At 62.2% G+C, this 16,372-nt stretch carries 16 protein-coding genes; 7 read left to right on the forward strand and 9 right to left on the reverse strand.

Annotated elements, in window-relative coordinates; genetic code table 11:
- Nucleotides 1-114: 114 nt before the first annotated feature.
- Nucleotides 115-546 carry a type II 3-dehydroquinate dehydratase gene (locus tag B8784_RS01920; RefSeq protein ID WP_084395937.1) on the reverse strand — a complete coding sequence of 144 codons (432 nt, stop codon included), beginning with the start codon at nucleotides 544-546 and terminating at the stop codon, nucleotides 115-117.
- A gap of 66 nt (nucleotides 547-612) precedes the next feature.
- On the opposite strand from B8784_RS01920, the gene thiS reads away from it, so the two are divergent.
- Complete coding sequence (thiS, locus tag B8784_RS01925; protein ID WP_084395938.1) at nucleotides 613-813, forward strand: sulfur carrier protein ThiS; 201 nt, start codon at nucleotides 613-615, stop codon at nucleotides 811-813.
- A gap of 18 nt (nucleotides 814-831) precedes the next feature.
- Nucleotides 832-1,602 (forward strand): thiazole synthase, encoded by a 771-nt coding sequence (locus tag B8784_RS01930; protein WP_084395939.1) that lies wholly within the window; start codon nucleotides 832-834, stop codon nucleotides 1,600-1,602.
- Between the two features lie 17 nt (nucleotides 1,603-1,619).
- On the opposite strand, the gene B8784_RS01935 is transcribed toward B8784_RS01930, so the two are convergent.
- The 5 genes from B8784_RS01935 to B8784_RS01955 form a co-directional block, all read right to left on the reverse strand.
- The gene (locus B8784_RS01935; RefSeq protein WP_084395940.1) at nucleotides 1,620-2,369 is read right to left on the reverse strand and encodes a DsbA family protein; all 750 of its coding nucleotides are present in this window, start codon (nucleotides 2,367-2,369) and stop codon (nucleotides 1,620-1,622) included.
- 134 nt (nucleotides 2,370-2,503) lie between these two features.
- Nucleotides 2,504-3,865 (reverse strand): M48 family metalloprotease, encoded by a 1,362-nt coding sequence (locus B8784_RS01940; RefSeq protein ID WP_084395941.1) that lies wholly within the window; start codon nucleotides 3,863-3,865, stop codon nucleotides 2,504-2,506.
- Between the two features lie 84 nt (nucleotides 3,866-3,949).
- Complete coding sequence (locus B8784_RS01945; RefSeq protein ID WP_084395942.1) at nucleotides 3,950-4,966, reverse strand: ABC transporter ATP-binding protein; 1,017 nt, start codon at nucleotides 4,964-4,966, stop codon at nucleotides 3,950-3,952.
- On the reverse strand, nucleotides 4,963-6,582 hold the full coding sequence (locus tag B8784_RS01950) for an ABC transporter permease (protein ID WP_084395943.1): 1,620 nt from the start codon (nucleotides 6,580-6,582) through the stop codon (nucleotides 4,963-4,965). Before B8784_RS01950 ends, B8784_RS01945 begins: the two co-directional genes overlap by 4 nt.
- Nucleotides 6,583-6,595: 13 nt before the next feature.
- Nucleotides 6,596-7,702 carry an extracellular solute-binding protein gene (locus B8784_RS01955; RefSeq protein WP_084395944.1) on the reverse strand — a complete coding sequence of 369 codons (1,107 nt, stop codon included), beginning with the start codon at nucleotides 7,700-7,702 and terminating at the stop codon, nucleotides 6,596-6,598.
- A gap of 139 nt (nucleotides 7,703-7,841) precedes the next feature.
- Between B8784_RS01955 and B8784_RS01960 the strand changes: the two genes are divergently transcribed.
- Nucleotides 7,842-8,927: an FAD-dependent oxidoreductase gene (locus B8784_RS01960; protein WP_158085543.1), complete on the forward strand. Its 1,086-nt coding sequence runs from the start codon at nucleotides 7,842-7,844 to the stop codon at nucleotides 8,925-8,927.
- A 77-nt stretch (nucleotides 8,928-9,004) separates the two neighbouring features.
- Nucleotides 9,005-10,159, forward strand: coding sequence for an acyl-CoA dehydrogenase family protein (locus B8784_RS01965; RefSeq protein ID WP_143435262.1), 1,155 nt, complete (start codon nucleotides 9,005-9,007; stop codon nucleotides 10,157-10,159).
- 3 nt (nucleotides 10,160-10,162) lie between these two features.
- On the opposite strand, the gene B8784_RS01970 is transcribed toward B8784_RS01965, so the two are convergent.
- Both B8784_RS01970 and B8784_RS01975 read right to left on the reverse strand, forming a co-directional pair.
- Nucleotides 10,163-10,801: a hypothetical protein gene (locus B8784_RS01970; protein ID WP_084395947.1), complete on the reverse strand. Its 639-nt coding sequence runs from the start codon at nucleotides 10,799-10,801 to the stop codon at nucleotides 10,163-10,165.
- 52 nt (nucleotides 10,802-10,853) lie between these two features.
- Nucleotides 10,854-11,285 (reverse strand): PaaI family thioesterase, encoded by a 432-nt coding sequence (locus B8784_RS01975; protein ID WP_084396181.1) that lies wholly within the window; start codon nucleotides 11,283-11,285, stop codon nucleotides 10,854-10,856.
- A 128-nt stretch (nucleotides 11,286-11,413) separates the two neighbouring features.
- Between B8784_RS01975 and B8784_RS01980 the strand changes: the two genes are divergently transcribed.
- Together B8784_RS01980 and B8784_RS01985 are read left to right on the forward strand one after the other, a co-directional pair.
- A complete protein-coding gene (locus B8784_RS01980) occupies nucleotides 11,414-12,574 on the forward strand; it encodes an acyl-CoA dehydrogenase family protein (RefSeq protein WP_084395948.1) in 1,161 nt (386 codons plus the stop codon).
- A gap of 31 nt (nucleotides 12,575-12,605) precedes the next feature.
- Entirely contained in the window at nucleotides 12,606-13,841 is a 1,236-nt protein-coding gene (locus tag B8784_RS01985) for a serine hydrolase domain-containing protein (RefSeq protein WP_084395949.1), read from the forward strand.
- 161 nt (nucleotides 13,842-14,002) lie between these two features.
- Here the strand turns inward: B8784_RS01985 and B8784_RS01990 are convergent, their stop codons facing one another.
- Nucleotides 14,003-14,794, reverse strand: a complete 792-nt coding sequence (locus B8784_RS01990; protein WP_084395950.1) for an enoyl-CoA hydratase/isomerase — start codon at nucleotides 14,792-14,794, stop codon at nucleotides 14,003-14,005.
- A 137-nt stretch (nucleotides 14,795-14,931) separates the two neighbouring features.
- Between B8784_RS01990 and B8784_RS01995 the strand changes: the two genes are divergently transcribed.
- Nucleotides 14,932-16,368, forward strand: coding sequence for a coniferyl aldehyde dehydrogenase (locus B8784_RS01995; RefSeq protein WP_084395951.1), 1,437 nt, complete (start codon nucleotides 14,932-14,934; stop codon nucleotides 16,366-16,368).
- Nucleotides 16,369-16,372: the final 4 nt, after the last annotated feature.

Raw genomic sequence — 16,372 nt, forward strand, 5'->3', positions numbered from 1 at the left:
CCTTCATGCTCGACCTCAAGCTCACCCAGATCGGCGTCGCGGAGGATCGAAGCGAGTTCTCTGACAAGACCTGTATCGAGGCCGTTCTTTGCCGTGCTCATGAATTAGGTGTCCTCAAGCTGTCATTCTTATCGCGGCATCTAGTGCGACGTGATAACCGCGCGGGCCCAGCCCTGCAATCGTCGCTGTCGCAGCGGGCGCCACATAATTTGTCTGCCGGAAGGCCTCTCGTGCCGCCGGATTGGAAAGGTGAACCTCAATGACCGGTACGGTGCAAGCGCGCAGTGCATCGTGCAGTGCAATGGAGGTGTGGGTGTAGGCGCCGGCATTCAGGATGATCGCGGCGCCGTCCCGGGACGCTTCCTGCACCCAGTCGACCAGTTCGCCTTCGGAATTGGTCTGCCGGAACTCCAGCGTGCGCCCGTCTACCCGTTCGAGCAGGGCGTCGCGGATGTCATCCAGCGTATCGTGCCCGTAAATCTCCGGCTCACGTGTGCCCAGGAGGTTGAGATTGGGGCCGTTCAATACATAAATCGGCTTTGTCATGGCGTTGGTTCTTGCGCTGCTTCTCAAGCCAAGGCAAGCCATTCGCCAGCCACGGAGCACAGACCAATGCAAGTTTTCGTCAATGGAGACCCGCTGGAGCTGAAGGACGGTGCGCGCGTCAGCGACCTTGTCGCACAGCTGACCGACGATCCGCGCGGCATTGCGATCGAGCTCAACCGGGAAATCGTTCCCAAGTCCAAACATGGCGAGACGTCCCTTACGGAGGGAGATCGCCTGGAAGTCGTCCAGTTTGTGGGCGGCGGCTGAAACTCTTCAGGAATCGAGATGACCGACAAACTCATCATCGCCGGGCGTGAATACGATTCGCGCCTCATCATCGGAACCGGCAAATACAAGTCCTACGCCCAGAATGCCGAGGCCGCCGAGGCTGCCGGCGCGGAAATGGTCACGGTGGCGCTGCGCCGGGTGAACCTGTCCAATCCGGATGAGGATCGTCTGCAGGATCACGTATCGCCGGAGACATACACCTACCTGCCGAACACGGCGGGCTGCTTCACCGCCGACGAGGCGGTGCGCACCCTTCGTCTGGCACGCGAGGCAGGCGGCTGGGATCTGGTGAAGCTGGAAGTCCTGTCGGACCAGAAGACGCTTTATCCGGACATGGAAGAGACGCTCAGCGCGGCCAAGGCCCTCATCGCCGATGGTTTCCAGGTCATGGTCTACTGCTCTGACGATCCGGTCTATGCCAAGAAACTGGAAGAAGCCGGCTGCTGTGCGATTATGCCGCTCGGCTCGCTGATCGGCTCTGGCCTCGGCATCCAGAACCCGCTCAATATCCGGCTCATCGTGGAGAATGCCCGTGTGCCGGTGATCGTCGATGCCGGCGTCGGCACAGCCTCGGATGCCGCCATGGCGATGGAGCTTGGCTGTGATGGTGTCCTCATGAACACCGCCATCGCCGAAGCAAAGGATCCTGTGCGCATGGCAAAGGCCATGAAGCATGCAGTCATCGCCGGGCGAGAGGCGTATCTGGCCGGGCGGATGGGCCGCAAGCGCTATGCCGATCCATCCTCACCGCTGGCCGGGCTTATCTAGCCCGAGGCGTTGGCGAATCAGCCGGCCTCGCCCTCGAGGGCGGCTTCGATGGCGTCATCCACGGCGGCTTGATTCGCGCCGACGACATGCTTCTCGCCGACAAAGAAAGCCGGTGTGCCGTCAACGCCGAGCTTGCGCCCGAGGCTTTTATTGTCGGCGATGACCTTCTGCAGCCGCAGCAGCTCCATGTCCTCGCGCATTTTCGCGACATCGACGCCGGCGCGTTCGGCAGCTTCGTCAATGTCTTCCGGATCGAAGCCGGACGCATTGTCGAGCTGCATGAGTTCCTTGTGCATCTCGGCATACTTGCCCTGTTCGCCTGCGGCCAGCGCCGCCAGCGCTGCCTTTTCGCTCTCCGGGCTGAGGATCGGGAAGTCCTTCAGAATGATACGGACCTTGCCGTCATACGCTTCCGGCAGACCGGTTGCCCATTCGAGCGAGCGTTTGCAGAAGCCGCAGCGGTAATCGAAGAACTCCACCACCGTCACCTCTGCATCTTCCGGCCCGATGGAATAGTCGCCCTCATGATTGTAGAGCGCGTCCTGATTGTCCGCGATGGCATCGCGCTTGGCGGCAGCATCGCGCTCATCGGCCTTTTGAGAGAGCTTGATCAGCGCTTCTTCGATCACTTCCGGATGCTCGACGATATAATCGTGCACGATCTGCTCGATCGCTTCCTTGTCGGTCGTATCGACGTCGCCCTGAGCGCAGGCGGGGACCAGCGCGGTCGTTGCGAGCATGAAGGAAAGCAGAGCGGTTCGGGTCATGGTGACTCCTGAGAGGCAAGATGCGGAATATGGGCAAGCTAAATGGGTTGCGGCTATCTAGTCGACAAAGATTGATCTTGCATCAATGGGGGATGCAGATCGTGCTGACAATTGCGTGATTGTGCCGGAGGCACTTAGCCGCGCCGGCGCCAGTAATCCTCATTCTCGGGAAGCGCCGGGTCGGTGACATTGCGGATGTCGTTTGCGCGACGCGCTTCCGGTGAATTCGGCGGCAGATTCTCAAGCGCCCGGCTCGCGAAGATGTAGGCGCGGGGATAATTCTTGATGTGATAGGCCGACTCAGCGGTGGCGAGTTCGGCTTCGGCGCGGCGGTCCTGCTTTTCCAGCGCAATGGCAAGCTGCGACCAGGCGAAGGAATTGTTCGGTTCCTCGATCAGCGCATCGCGCAGGGCCTCTTCGCCCCTTTTCACGTCGCCATCCTCATCGCGTGCGATGAGCGAGCGGGCATAGTTGATGAGCAGCAGCGGCTGGCCGGGCAGGAATTCAAGCGACTTGGCGTGCGGGGCGACAGAATCGGCGGCCCGGCCCATTTCGAACAGGGCCTGGCCCTTGAGTTCCCAATAGTACGGGTTCTCCGGAAACTCATCGAGCAGGGAATCGACCTCTTTCAGCGTCCCGGCCAGGTCGGATGCCTGCATGGAGGCAATCGCCCGGGCATAGCGGGCCGCTTCGCTGTCATCGCCGCGGGGGTATTTCTGATAGACGCGGGCCAGCGGTTCGAGGAAGCCGATCAGTTTGGCTTGCATCAGGTCGAACTGGCGCTGGGTCTTTGGGTCCGGCGGCACATCCATCAGGCCGGTTTCCTCGGCCAGCTGGCGGGTGGTGCGGATCCGGTCGGAGGCTAGCGGGTGCGAGCGGAAATAGGGGAAGCGCTTCGCGTTCGAGAGCACTTCCTGGTAGCGATACTTCTCGAAGAAGCTGACAAGACCGGCCGGCGATTGGCCGAGCTCTGAAAGATAGCTCACGGCCGCAGCGTCGGCCTGGCCTTCCTCGGCACGCGTGTGGACGAAGAAGTTCAGCGCGGCAAACTGTTGCGAACTGGCGATCAGGGCCGCACCCGCGTCGCCGGCACCCGCCGCAATGGCCAGCACGCCGAGACCGATGGAGACCAGGGCCGGGCGGGAGGCGACATCGGCGGCGCGTGTGCGCGACACGGTGTGGCCACAGGCGATGTGGCAGGTTTCGTGCGCGATCACGCCCTTGATCTGTCCGGGCGTTTCGGCGGCGATCAGCAAGCCGGTGTGCAGGTGGACCTTCTGACCGTTTGCAACAAAGGCGTTCAGCTCGGGATCATTGATGATGACAATGTCCACGTCTTCGGGATTGAGACCGGCGACCTCGAAGATCGGATCGGACCAATCGCGCAGCGTGGTCTCGATTTCCGCATCCCGGATGATGCTCTGTGCGGATGCCCCGACCGCAACAGCGAGGGCGAGACAGGCGGCCAAAGCCGCTTTCAGAACGTTGAAGGACATGGACGGGCCTTGAGTGACTTTCCTGCAACACTAGTGAAGGATTGCGGCGAATGCGAGACGTCACTGCAGGCTATAACAAAATTGTCAGGCGCTGTCGGCAGGCAGGGTAAAGGCGAATTCCGGTGACAGGGCGACCTGCACGGTATCGCCCGGTGCCGGGCGGTTCGCCCCGATGCCGATGGCGCTGATCGTCGTCGCGTCGTTCAGCTGCAGCTCCAGTTCGATGACGGTCGAGGTGCGTTTCGAAGAGACGACTGTCATTGCCACGCCGTCCTCATGGACCAGGCGCAGGGCTTCCGGGCGCAGGCAATAGGTTTCCGCCTCCGGCAGCTGGGCTTTCCAGGTGTCTGGCATGTCCTTGCGGGCCACCGATGTCAGCGGGCCGAGGGCGCGCGCGGCCGGCAGCGAAGTGGGCTTCAGGTAGAGATATTCCGGTGTCGCTTCCTGCAGGATGATGCCATCTTTCATGACGGCGATCCGGTCAGCGTCGCGCATCGCCTCAAAGGCATCATGGCTGACGAGCAGGGCGGGAATGCCGGCTTCCTTCACTGCATCCAGGGCGATCTCACGGACTTCCGATTTCAGCGTCACATCAAGGCCGGAAAAGGGCTCGTCCATCAGGATGGCAACCGGCTGGGCGGCAAGCGCCCGGGCAATCGAAACGCGCTGCTGTTCGCCGCCCGACAGCTGATGCGGATAGGCTTTGGCCCGATGGGCGAGGCCCAGCCGGTCAAGCCATTCGGCGGCAAGCTTGCGTCGGGCCGTCTTTTGCATCCGGCTCAGGCCGAAGCCGACATTGTCGATCGCATTGAGGTGCGGGAAAAGGGCAAAATCCTGGAAGATGAGGCCGATGGCACGTTCTTCGGCCGGTACATGCTTCGAGACCGAGGAGAGGACCGTGTCCCCGATCCGGATCTCGCCGGCATCGACCGGCTCAAGGCCTGCAAACAGGCGCAGCAGCGTCGACTTGCCCGCGCCCGACTGGCCGAGCAGGGCGGTGATCTTGCCGGGCTCGAGGGTGAGCGAAGCCTGATTGACGACAGCCTTGCCGTCATAGACGCGCGAGACGCCTATCGCACGAAGGGATTTGTGGTCGCTCATCCAGCTGCTCTTGATTCACCTGCTTTGGTCAGCTGTAGCGAGAGAAGGATGACAGGGCCAAGCCCGGCTGCAGTAATCAGCAAGGACGGCAAGGTCGCAGCCGCCAGGCGTTCGTCGATGGCATAGGCGTGCGCCTGCACGGCCAGCGTGTCCCAGTTGAAGGGACGCAGCATCAGCGTGGCGGGCAGTTCCTTCAGCATCTCCACGAAGAGGATGATGGAGGCGGCCGCCGCGCCTGACATGGCGACGGGCAGATCCACGCGGATGAGCCGCTGGAAGCGGTTGGCGCCCAGGCTGCGCGCGGCATTGCCGAGGCTGGCCGGTGCGCGCGAGAAGGCGGCGCTGAGCGGTTCGGCTCCGGCGGCGGTAAACCGGCTGGCATAGATCCAGACAAGGAAGACAAGCGCGGCCGGGCCAGCGACCGAAAAGCTCGTCCAGGACAGGATAAAGAGCGCGCCGAGCGCCAGCACGATACCCGGTGCGGCATAGCCAGCGCCGGCGGCGATCCGCCCGATCAGTTGGCTGAAGCGGTTCTGGCGCGCGCCGATGACAACGGTCAGCGCCAGCACGAAAGCCAGGACTGAGCCGGCAAAGGCCAGTGTCAGGGAGTTCAGGAAAGGCCTCAGAATCTGGCCATGGCCAAGCCCCGTTTCCGCGCTGACCCAGATCAGGCGGCTCACCGGGAAGATGAAGGCGAGCAGCAGGACTGCCGTACAGCCTGCCGTCACGAGCAGGCCGGTGCGCCTGTCGAGGGTACGCCGGCGCGGGGTGCGCCAGCGGGTGGCCGTCTGCTGCGTGCCACCTCGCCCCCGGGCGGCGCGTTCGATGAATTGGAGGCCGAAGGCGATGAGAATCAGCAGGAAGGCAAGGCGCGCGGCGACGGCCGGTTCGCTAAAGCTGTGCCAGGCGCGGAAGATGCCGACGCTCAGCGTCTGCACGCCGAGATAGCTGGCGGCGCCATAGTCGGCGGCCGTTTCCATCAGGGCGAGGGCGAGCCCGGCAAAAATGGCTGGCCGGGCCGCCGGCAGGGCCACCTGGAAGAAGATGCGCGCTGGCGAGGCGCCAAGGCTGCGCGCGGCTTCGATGGTGCAGAGCGACAGGTTCGAGAAGGCCGCGCGGGCGGTCAGATAGGCGTAAGGGAAGAGGGCGCATGCCATGACGAAGGAGAGTCCCGGCGCGCCATAGAGGCTCGGAAACCAGTAGTCGCGCGCCGACAGGCCGGTCATGTCTCTCAGCAGAGACTGGACTGGCCCCGCCACATTCGTGATGTCGGCCCACGCGTAAGAGAGCACATAGCCGGGTGCCGCCAGGGGCAGGATCAGTGCCCATTCAAAGACCTTCCGGCCCGGGAAGTCATACAGGCTGACAAACCACGCCGTCGGCACGGCAAAGAGCAGGATGAGCAGCGTCGTGAAGAAAAGCACGACCAGCGTCTGCCACGTATAGCCCAGAAGCTGGGTGGAGACGATATGGCTCCACGTCTCCCCGCCGCCGGTAAAGAAGCCGGTCAGCAAGGCGACGAGGACTGGCGCCGCAATCAGTCCGGCGGCGACAAGCGTCGTCAGACCGATGGATGTCAGCCGTATGGGATGTCGTGTGAGTGCCAGCTGCTGCATCGAGCGTTTATGCCTAGTCCCAGCCAGCCTCGTCAAAGATGCGCTGGGCCTCGGCCTGATGTTCGCCGAAGACGCTCAGGCTCATGTCGCTGTCGGTGAACTCCGGGATACGGTCGAGCCCCTGCGGACGTTCGGCTTCCGGATTGACCGGAATCTCCTTGGTGAAATCGACAAGCAGCGCCTGGCCGTGCGGGGTGTAGAGCCAGTCGATGAATTTGATGGCGGCATCCTTGTTCTCGGCATGGGCCGCAATGGCGACGCCGGTAATGTTCACGTGCGCGCCAGTGTCGGGCCCAAAGGTCGGGAAGATGAGCGTGGATGCCTCTGCTGCTTCGCTCGCAGAATTTGAACTGCTCTCGGCCATGCGCACCCAATAATAGTGGTTCGTGATGGCGATGCTACAGAGGCCCGCGGCTACGCCTTCAATCTGGTCTGTATCGCCGCCCTGCGGATCGCGCGCCATATTGGCGACGACGCCATCGGCCCAGGCCTGCGCCTGGTCGGCGCCCCAGCGCTCGATCATCTCGCCCATCAGCGAGAGGTTGTAGACATTGGTGGACGAGCGCACACAGATCTCGCCTTCAAGGGCCGGGTCGGCCAGATCCATCCATTCATCGACCTGTTCGGGATTGATGCGTTCCGGGTCATAGGCAACACCGCGCACCCGCTGGGAGAGGCCAATCCATTGGCGTTTCTCATCGAGCAGGCGCGGCGGGATCTGCGCTTCGATTTCGCCGTCCGGCAGGGCCTGGGTCAGCCCGGCATCCTCGAAACGCCAGAGCGCGCCGGCATCGGAGGCAATGATCAGGTCGGCCGGACTGCGGGCACCTTCGGCCTTCATCGTTTGCAGCAGCTGGTTGGCCCCGGCTTCGCGATAAAGCACGCGGATGCCGGTCTCGTCCTCGAAGGCCTCATACATCAGCCGGTCGGAATCATAGTGACGGGCGGAATAGACCCGCAGCGTTCCACCGGATTCCGGCTTTGAGTCAGATGCAGCGGCAGACTCGGTTTCCGCAGCGCCCTCCTGCGAGGCGGACTCGGAAGCCGGCGTGGACGGAGAGCACGCAACCGCAAAGGCGGCAACGGCGAAGAGCGGAAATTTCTTGATGAGATCGGACATGAAGTGGCTAAATCACAAATGAGAAGCAATCGCAACTGGGTGTGTCGGGCCGTTTCAGGTGTGATTGCTTGACGCGCTTGCAAGGGGAGTGCTGTTCAAGCCCATCCGCCTCGCCTAGATAGCCTTTATGAGTAATCAAGTGTCAGAAAAATCGACGGCTCAACACATTGCCGTGATCGGTGGTGGGGTTATCGGATTGGCCTGCGCCTGCGAACTGGTCCGGCGCGGACACAGGCTGAGCATCTTCGATACGGGTAGCCCACGCCAGTCGGCGAGCTGGGCGGCTGCGGGGATGATTGCGCCGGCCTATGAGCTGATGCTGGATGGGGGTGGTCCGGAAACACCGCTGTCGAGGCTCTGCTTCGAAAGTGCCACGCTATGGGGCGATTTCGCAGCTTATCTGAAGCGCGAAACCGGCTTGCCGGTTGGCTATGACGATCAGGAAACCTATGCGCTGGCGCGCACGGCGGCAGAGCTTGAGAAGCTCGAGGCGCTGGAACAATGGCTGAGCCAGGCCGGACATGCCGTGCGTTGGCTGACGCCGGCGGAGCTCTACGAGCGGGCCGGGCTTTCGCCGGACGTTCTGGGCGGGCTGTCCCTGCCGGAAGACCATCAGGTCGATAACCGTCGCTTGCTGGGCGTGATGCGGCGCTTTCTCGGGCAGGCGGGGGCGGTCTTCGTGAATGCCCGCATCGACCGGGCCGAGCAGCTGAAGGATCATGAAGGCGAGCGGCCTTTCGACCGGGTCGTTTGGGCGCGGGGTGTCGATGAGACGGAGGTCGAGACCCCGGTGAAGGGCCAGGCGCTCGCCCTGTTTCCGCTGCCGCATGGGCCTGAGCGCGTCCTTCGGTTCGGCTCCGGCTACATCGTGCCCAAGCCCGATCGCATCGTGATCGGGGCCACCAGCGAGAAGAATTTCAGCCATGAAGGCGCAAGCCCGGAAGAGGCCGAGAGACTGTTTGCCGCGGCCCGTGCCGTGCTGCCGGCGTTGAACCAGGCGCGCATCATGGAACACTGGGCGGGGCTGCGTCCGATGCGGACGGGGGGCTTGCCGCTCATTGGTGCGCGCCCGGATGGCTCTTTCGTTGCGGCGGCGCATTACCGCAACGGCGTGCTGCTGGCCCCGGCGACCGCGCGGCGGATTGCCGACCTTGTCGAAGGGGCTCCGCACGCCCCCGATGCGACAGATTTTGCCCCCTCCCCAGCGTCAGGGGCGACGGCCTGACGCTGGACGTGTAACACACGGGGGCTAGGTAAAAGGCTCGCGACAGGAGGAAAGAACGCATGCATTCCATTGGCCAGATGAGCGAAGACCAGCTTGCGATCCAGGACGCTGTCGAGAGGACCTGCCGCCAGTTCGATGAGGAATACTGGGCAAAGACGGACGAGACCGGTGACTGGCCGGAAGCCTTCTGCGATGCCATGGCTCAGGGCGGCTGGCTCGGTGTGGCTTTCCCGGAAGAGTATGGCGGGGCCGGCCTTGGCCTCACCGAAGCCGCCATTGTGATGCAGACGGTGACGCGGTCTGGCGCTGGGTTTTCCGGCGCCTCGGCGATCCACCTTAATATCTTCGGGCCGAAGCCGCTGGAGAAGTTCGGCAATGCCGAACAGAAGCAGGAAAACCTGCCCAAAATCATCTCCGGCGAAGAAAAGATGTGCTTTGCCGTGACGGAGCCGAATTCCGGGCTCGACACATCAAGCCTCGAAACCCGCGCCGAGCGGACCAATACCGGCTACACGATCAATGGCCGCAAGATCTGGACGACCGGCGCACAGCGCGCCGACAAGATCCTCATCATTGCGAGGACAACGCCGAAGGAAGAGTGTTCCAAGCCCTATCTCGGCCTGTCGCTCTTCTATACCGACCTCGACCGCGCCAAGATCGACGCCAAACCGATCCCGAAAATGGGGCGCAAGGCGGTTGAGTGTAACATGCTCTATATCGACGGGCTCGAAGTGCCGAAGGAGCATCTGATCGGCGAAGAGGGGGCCGGTTTCAAATACCTGCTGCAAGGTCTCAATCCCGAGCGCGTCCTGTTCGCGGTGGAATCGGTGGGTCTCGGCTTTGCCGCGATTGAGCGAGCCGCCCAGTATGCGCAGGACCGCGTCGTCTTCGGCCGGCCCATCGGTCAGAACCAGGGCATCCAGCATCCGCTTGCCAAGAGCTGGGCCGAACTCAAGGCCGCCGAACTGCTCGCCTACAAGGCGGCCGGGCTTTACGATGAAGGCGTCGATTGTGGGGCTGAAGCCAATGCCGCGAAATATCTCGGCACCGAGGCCGGCTTCAAGGCGTGCGAGACGGCCGTGCTCACCCATGGCGGCATGGGCTATGCCAAGGAATATCATGTCGAGCGTTATATGCGCGAAGCCATGCTGGCACGTATCGCACCGGTCAGCCGTGAGATGATCCTGAATTTTATCGCCGAACGCGTACTCGGTTTGCCGAAGAGCTATTAAGTCTTACGGCGTGCCCGAGCCCTGGTTGCGGCAGGAATCGATCTGCTCATCGAGTTGCGGATCGCCGGGTATGACAAGCGCCGGTTTGCCATCGGTCAGCACGGCGATCTTGTCGGCGTCCATCATGGCGTCGAAGACCGGGGCCTCGGCATAGATCTCGAAATCGGCGGAGGGCAGTTCGGCGTCCTGCTCGGCTTTCCAGTAGCCTTCTTCGCTTTCATTGCCGGCTGCGATGACGGCGCGGGCCGGCTGGCTCTCATCGATGTCCGTCATGCGGGTCAGGCGGATCATGCCATATTCCCCGCAGCGGACCATGAAGAGGGCCTCACTGTTTGGCGGGCCAAAGCCGGTCCAGTTCGGCTGGGTGAACCATTCGCCTTCGGCAACGGAGCCCGACAGCGCGCCCTGGATGTCGAATTCGGACTGTGCCGTCTCGAACGGCTCGGAATCGCCATTCTCGCTGTTCCCGGTGTTTTCAGCGTCAGCAGCGGCTTCGTCGGCGCTGTCGCTCGTGGCCGGACCTTGCGGGGCCGGGTCTGTGACATCGTCACTCGCAGATGGCGGCGGGGCGCCGGAATTTCCCGGGCCGCAGGCGGTGAGAAGAGCTGTGGCGGACGCAATCAGGATCGCATGATGTTTCATGCGAGCATAACGACACCCGGGCCCGCTTCGTTCCCTGAGAAGGAAACATGCCTCAAGCGCTTCGTTTCGGTTTGCGCATCAGCGTGCCGGAGAAATTGAGGCAGGGCTTGCCGTCGCCCGTAATGATCCCGCGGACGAAGATGACCGACCGCCCGGCGCGCAGCACTTCGCCGCGTGCCTCGATCCAGGCGCCTTCCGGCGCCCCTGACAGGAATTCGGAATTGAAAGCGACGGTCACACCGTAATCCTGGATATGCTCATGCGCGATGGCGAAGAGGGAGAAGTCGGCAAAGGCCATCAGGCAACCGCCATGCACGACGCCGCCGGCATTCATGTGCTTGCGCTTCGCCCGGAAGGCGGCCACGGGGCCTTTCTCGTCGACGCGAAAATAGAAGGGGCCCGCCGCGTCATGTTCGAACGGTTCTTCCGGCCAGGTCGACCAGCCTGCGAATTCACCATTCTCCACCTGTGTTTCCGGTACCATGAAGCCTCCCATCTGTTTGCTCGCCCCATCTAGCGCGGCTCACCCCATCCCGCCAACCGCACCAGTCTTGCGGTTCGACAGAATCCTTTTCAAAGCGTATGTTACAGACATGGTGATAGGAGACTCTCATGGCTTTTGATGCCGAAATCCGTCAGGCGCTGATCGAGCAGGTGCGCCGCTTCGTGACTGAACGCTGCATCCCGCTTGAGGCGCAGGTTGGCGAGACCGATGAGGTGCCTCAGGACATCGTCGATGAGATGAAAGAGCTCGGCCTGTTCGGCCTGGCCGTGCCGGAGGAGTATGGCGGGCTTGGCCTCGATATGGAAACCGAATGCCTTGTCGCGCTGGAACTTGGGCGCACCTCGCCGGCGTTCCGGTCCGTGGTGGGCACGAATATCGGCATTGGCAGTCAGGCGCTCGTCCTCTTCGGCACGGAGACGCAGAAAGAGACATGGCTGCCGGGGCTCGCCTCGGGCGAGCTGATCGGCAGTTTTGCCCTGACGGAGCCGGAAGCCGGGTCCGACGCTGGCGGTCTCAAGACGAAGGCTGTGCGAGATGGGGATCATTACGTCCTGAACGGCACGAAGCGCTACATCACCAATGCCAACAAGGCGAACCTCTTCACCGTCATGGCGCGTACCAACCCGGATGAACCTGGCGCGAAGGGCGTTTCGGCCTTCGTCGTCGAGCGCGACACGCCGGGCCTCAGCGTTGGCCAGCCGGAAAAGAAGATGGGCCAGCAGGGCGCGCATGTCTGCGACGTCATCTTCGACGATGTCCGCGTGCCGGCCGAGAACATGATCGGCAAGGAAGGCGAGGGCTTCAAGGTCGCGATGAGCGTGCTCGACAAGGGGCGTCTGCACATTTCCGCCGTGGCGACAGGTGCCTCGGAACGGCTGATCAAGGAAATGGTCAATTATGCCATGGAGCGCGAGCAGTTCGGCAAACCGATCGCCCAGCACCAGCTGATCCAGGCCATGATGGCCGACAGCCAGGCGGACGCCTATGCCGCACGCTGCATGATTCTCGATGCCGCGCGGCGCCGCGATGCCGGCGAGGGGGTCACCATGCTGGCCTCGTCGACCAAGCTGTTTGCAACGGAGGCCTGCGGGCGGATTGCCGACCGCGCCGTGCAGGTCTTTGGCGGGGCGGGCTATATCACCGATTATGGCATCGAACGCTTCTACCGCGATGTCCGCCTGTTCCGGCTCTATGAGGGCACCTCGCAGATTCAGCAGATCGTGATCGCCCGGGAATTGATGAAAGCAGCCAACGCTGATCAATTGTAGGCATTGACGGGTTTTGAAGGCGATGGGGCAAATGACCATTCAGGATGAAATCACCGCGGCCGATGTCGGGCTGAACGAAGAACGCCTGGCGGCGATTCCGCATTACTTTGCCGGCAGCTATCTCGATTCGGGCAAGCTGCCCTGTATGGCGACTCTGGTCTCGCGTAATGGTCAGGTCGTGCATGAAGCCTATCGCGGCAAGACGCAGCTCGATGGTGGCCAGCCGATCACTCCGGATACGATCTTCCGCATCTATTCCATGACCAAGCCGATCACCTCGGTGGCTGCGATGATGCTGTTCGAGGAAGCAAAATTGCGGCTCGATCATGAGGTCGCGCGCTATATTCCCGAATTTGCCGACACCGAGGTGTGGGTGAAGGGGACCATCGACGATTACGAGACCCGCAAGCCGACACGGCCGATGACGGTGCGCGACCTGTTCACGCACACTTCGGGGCTGACCTATGGCTTCCTGATGCAGCATGAGGTCGATGCGCTCTACCGGCGCGAAAAGATCGCCCGCCCGGACGAGACGCTGGAAGAGATGTGCGTGCGTCTGGCAAAGCTGCCGCTGCTCTTCTCGCCGGGAACGCGCTGGAATTACGGGCACTCGACCGATGTGCTCGGCCGGATTGTCGAGGTGGCTTCAGGCCAGACACTGGATGAGTTCTTCCGTGAGCGGATTTTTGAGCCACTCAATATGCCGGATACGGATTTTTATGTGCCGGAAGGCAAGCTCGACCGGCTCATGGCCTGCTACAGCAAGGACCCTGTCAGCGGGAAAGTAACGTTGAGCGACGGGGCGGGGGCGGAGTCAAAGCAATATCGCTCACAGCCGCCGCTTCTGAATGCCGGCGGGGGGCTTGTCTCGACGTTTAGGGATTATCACCGTTTCTGTCTCATGCTGCTGCATGGCGGCACGCTGGAGGGGGCGCGCCTGCTCAGCCCGAAGACCATCGAGTTCATGCGCAAGAACCACCTGCCGGAAAACCGGACCATCAAGGCGATGGGCGACAAGACGTTTTCCGAAGCGCGCATGGAGGGAAATGGTTTCGGGCTCGGGGGCTCGGTCATTACTGATGTCGCCGAGTCGATGCAGCCGGGTTCGCTCGGCACGTTCAGCTGGGGCGGCCTCGCCAACACCTTCTTCTGGATCGATTATGAGGAAGAGCTGATCGCCATCCAGGCCACTCAGATGATCCCGTCGGGCTGTTATCCGATCCGTCCGCAATTCCAGCAGCTGGTCTATGCGGCCATCGATTGGTGAGCGAGGATTCACACGACACTGAGACGTGATTCAAGTGGTGTTCTCCCACGGCTCGGCCGTGGGATCCATTTCTGATGATCTGATCCCGTCGCACCGGCGGGAGATGGGCACCACGGGCAAGCCGTGGCGATGCTTCTCTCCCACCGCGCACAGACCCTCGTTTAAACCTTCTTGAAGTCGGCCGGGCGTTTTTCGAGGAAGGCTTTCACCCCTTCGGCAAAGTCCGGCGAACGTCCGGCTGTGCGCTGGGCAAAGCGTTCGGCCTGAAGCTGGCTGTCGAAGTCATTATCCTCCGCCTCCCAGACGAGATCGCGGATCAGCGCAAGCGCGGTCGTCGGGCCTTCGGCCAGCTGACGGGCGTAATTCTTCGCTTCGTCCATCAGCTTGTCATCGGCGACCACGCGGTTAACCAGGCCCCAGTCGTGCGCCTGGCTGGCCGGGATCTTCTCTCCGAACAGCGTCATTTCCATCGCCCGGGCTCGGCCGATGGCACGGGTCAACAGGTAGGTCGAGCCGCCATCCGGCACCAGGCCGATGCGGCGGAAGGCCTGCAGGAAGTAGCTGCTCTCGGCGGCGACGATAAAGTCGCCCATCAGCGCGATCGAGCAACCGACACCGGCAGCCGCGCCATTGATGGCGGTGATCACCGGGTGCGGATGGGTGCGGATGGCCTTGATGAAGGGGTTGTAGAGCCGGTCGAGCTCGCGGCCTGCATCCGGCTTGCGCTGGGACTTGCCACTGCCGCCCATATTGCCGGACAGGTTGGCGCCCGAGCAGAAGCCGCGGCCGTTCCCGGTGATGATGGTACAGCGGGCTTCGTCGCCGGCCTTTTCAAGGGCCAGGCTCATTTCGTCGATCGTGTCGACGCCGGCGGCGTTCATCGTCTGCGGGTCGTTGAAGGCGATGACGGCGATATCGTCTTCGACGGTATAGGTGATCTTTTCGAAGCTCATCGGGAAGTTCCTCTCGCAATTTCTCCGCGAATGTATCTGCTTCTCCCCGGCAGAAAACCGTGACGTGGGGGCAATCTTTGGATTGGTCGGATTATCCGGTAGAATAGCATGAATAATACAATTTCTGGGAGGTCTCGATGGCACTGGATACCGCAAGTCCGAATGACATGAACGCCATTCTGGCAAAGCAGAAGGCCGCGCATTTGCGCGATGGCATCCCCTCTGCCGAGCAGCGGGTTGAATGGCTCGACCGGGCCATTGACCTTCTCGTTACCCATCGCACCGCACTCAGCGAAGCGATGAATGCCGATTTCGGTCATCGCTCCATCGACCAGTCGGATTTTACCGATATTGCCGGCTCCATTGGCGCGTTGAAGTTCGCGAAAAAGAACCTCAAGAAGTGGATGAAGCCGGAAAAGAGAAGCGCGGAGTTCCCGCTCAACCTGTTCGGTGCCAAAGCGCGCATTCACCACCAGCCCAAGGGCGTGATCGGCGTGATCAGTCCGTGGAACTTCCCGGTGAACCTGACCTTCACCCCGCTCGCCGGCGTTTTCGCGGCCGGCAACCGTGCCATGATCAAGCCGTCGGAATTTACCGAGCAGACCTCGGAGCTGATGAAGAAGCTTTTTGCCGACTATTATTCCGAGGAAGAGGTGGCCGTCGTTACCGGCGGGCCGGATGTGGGCGCGGCTTTTTCGGGCCTAGCGTTCGACCACATCATCTTCACCGGCGCGACTTCCATTGCCCACCATGTCATGCGGGCGGCCGCCGACAATCTCGTGCCGCTGACGCTGGAGCTGGGCGGCAAGTCGCCGGTCATCCTCGGGGAGTCCGCCGATCTCGACAAGGCCGCCAAGCGCATCATGGCGGGCAAGACGTTGAATGCCGGCCAGATCTGTCTGGCGCCGGACTATGCCTTCGTCCCGAAGGACAAGACGAAGGATTTTGTCCGGGCCGCGACCAGTGCCGTCGAGACGATGTTTCCCTCAGGCCTGAAGGACAATAACGACTACACATCGGTCGTGAACCAGCGCCATTTCGACCGGCTCCAATCCTATCTCGAGGACGCGAAGTCCAAGGGCGCGGAGATTGTCGAGATCAATCCGAAGGACGAGCATTTCGACCAGCAGCCGCATCACAAGATCCCGCCGACGATCATTGTCGACCCGACCGATGACATGAAGGTGATGCAGGATGAGATCTTCGGGCCGATCCTGCCGATCAAGTCCTATACCTCGACCCAGGATGCGGTGGGCTACGTCAACGCCCATGCCCGTCCGCTCGGTCTCTATTATTTCGGCGAGGATGCCAGCGAGCGCGACTATGTGCTCAACAATACGACGTCAGGCGGCGTCACGGTGAATGACGTACTCTTCCATGTCGCCCAGGAAGACCTGCCCTTTGGCGGCGTCGGTCCCTCCGGCATGGGCAGCTATCACGGGGTCGATGGGTTCAGGGAATTCAGCCACCGCAAGTCGGTCTATACCCAAGTGGGGGCTGACCTGCTCGCCATGGTGCGCCCGCCCTATGGCGAGAAATACCGCAAACAGGTCCAGGGCCGCATCAAGAAGTAGGCGG

Origin of the sequence: Henriciella aquimarina, assembly GCF_002088975.1 — a bacterium.
In the GTDB taxonomy this organism is placed as follows: Bacteria; Pseudomonadota; Alphaproteobacteria; order Caulobacterales; family Hyphomonadaceae; genus Henriciella; species Henriciella aquimarina.

Bases quoted from the DNA above. Each gene is read 5' to 3' on its own strand.
- B8784_RS01920 (WP_084395937.1), bottom strand. From the start codon at position 546: ATGACAAAGCCGATTTATGTATTGAACGGCCCCAATCTCAACCTCCTG.
- thiS (WP_084395938.1), top strand. From the start codon at position 613: ATGCAAGTTTTCGTCAATGGAGACCCGCTGGAGCTGAAGGACGGTGCG.
- B8784_RS01930 (WP_084395939.1), top strand. From the start codon at position 832: ATGACCGACAAACTCATCATCGCCGGGCGTGAATACGATTCGCGCCTC.
- B8784_RS01935 (WP_084395940.1), bottom strand. From the start codon at position 2,369: ATGACCCGAACCGCTCTGCTTTCCTTCATGCTCGCAACGACCGCGCTG.
- B8784_RS01940 (WP_084395941.1), bottom strand. From the start codon at position 3,865: ATGTCCTTCAACGTTCTGAAAGCGGCTTTGGCCGCCTGTCTCGCCCTC.
- B8784_RS01945 (WP_084395942.1), bottom strand. From the start codon at position 4,966: ATGAGCGACCACAAATCCCTTCGTGCGATAGGCGTCTCGCGCGTCTAT.
- B8784_RS01950 (WP_084395943.1), bottom strand. From the start codon at position 6,582: ATGCAGCAGCTGGCACTCACACGACATCCCATACGGCTGACATCCATC.
- B8784_RS01955 (WP_084395944.1), bottom strand. From the start codon at position 7,702: ATGTCCGATCTCATCAAGAAATTTCCGCTCTTCGCCGTTGCCGCCTTT.
- B8784_RS01965 (WP_143435262.1), top strand. From the start codon at position 9,005: ATGAGCGAAGACCAGCTTGCGATCCAGGACGCTGTCGAGAGGACCTGC.
- B8784_RS01970 (WP_084395947.1), bottom strand. From the start codon at position 10,801: ATGAAACATCATGCGATCCTGATTGCGTCCGCCACAGCTCTTCTCACC.
- B8784_RS01975 (WP_084396181.1), bottom strand. From the start codon at position 11,285: ATGGTACCGGAAACACAGGTGGAGAATGGTGAATTCGCAGGCTGGTCG.
- B8784_RS01980 (WP_084395948.1), top strand. From the start codon at position 11,414: ATGGCTTTTGATGCCGAAATCCGTCAGGCGCTGATCGAGCAGGTGCGC.
- B8784_RS01985 (WP_084395949.1), top strand. From the start codon at position 12,606: ATGACCATTCAGGATGAAATCACCGCGGCCGATGTCGGGCTGAACGAA.
- B8784_RS01990 (WP_084395950.1), bottom strand. From the start codon at position 14,794: ATGAGCTTCGAAAAGATCACCTATACCGTCGAAGACGATATCGCCGTC.
- B8784_RS01995 (WP_084395951.1), top strand. From the start codon at position 14,932: ATGGCACTGGATACCGCAAGTCCGAATGACATGAACGCCATTCTGGCA.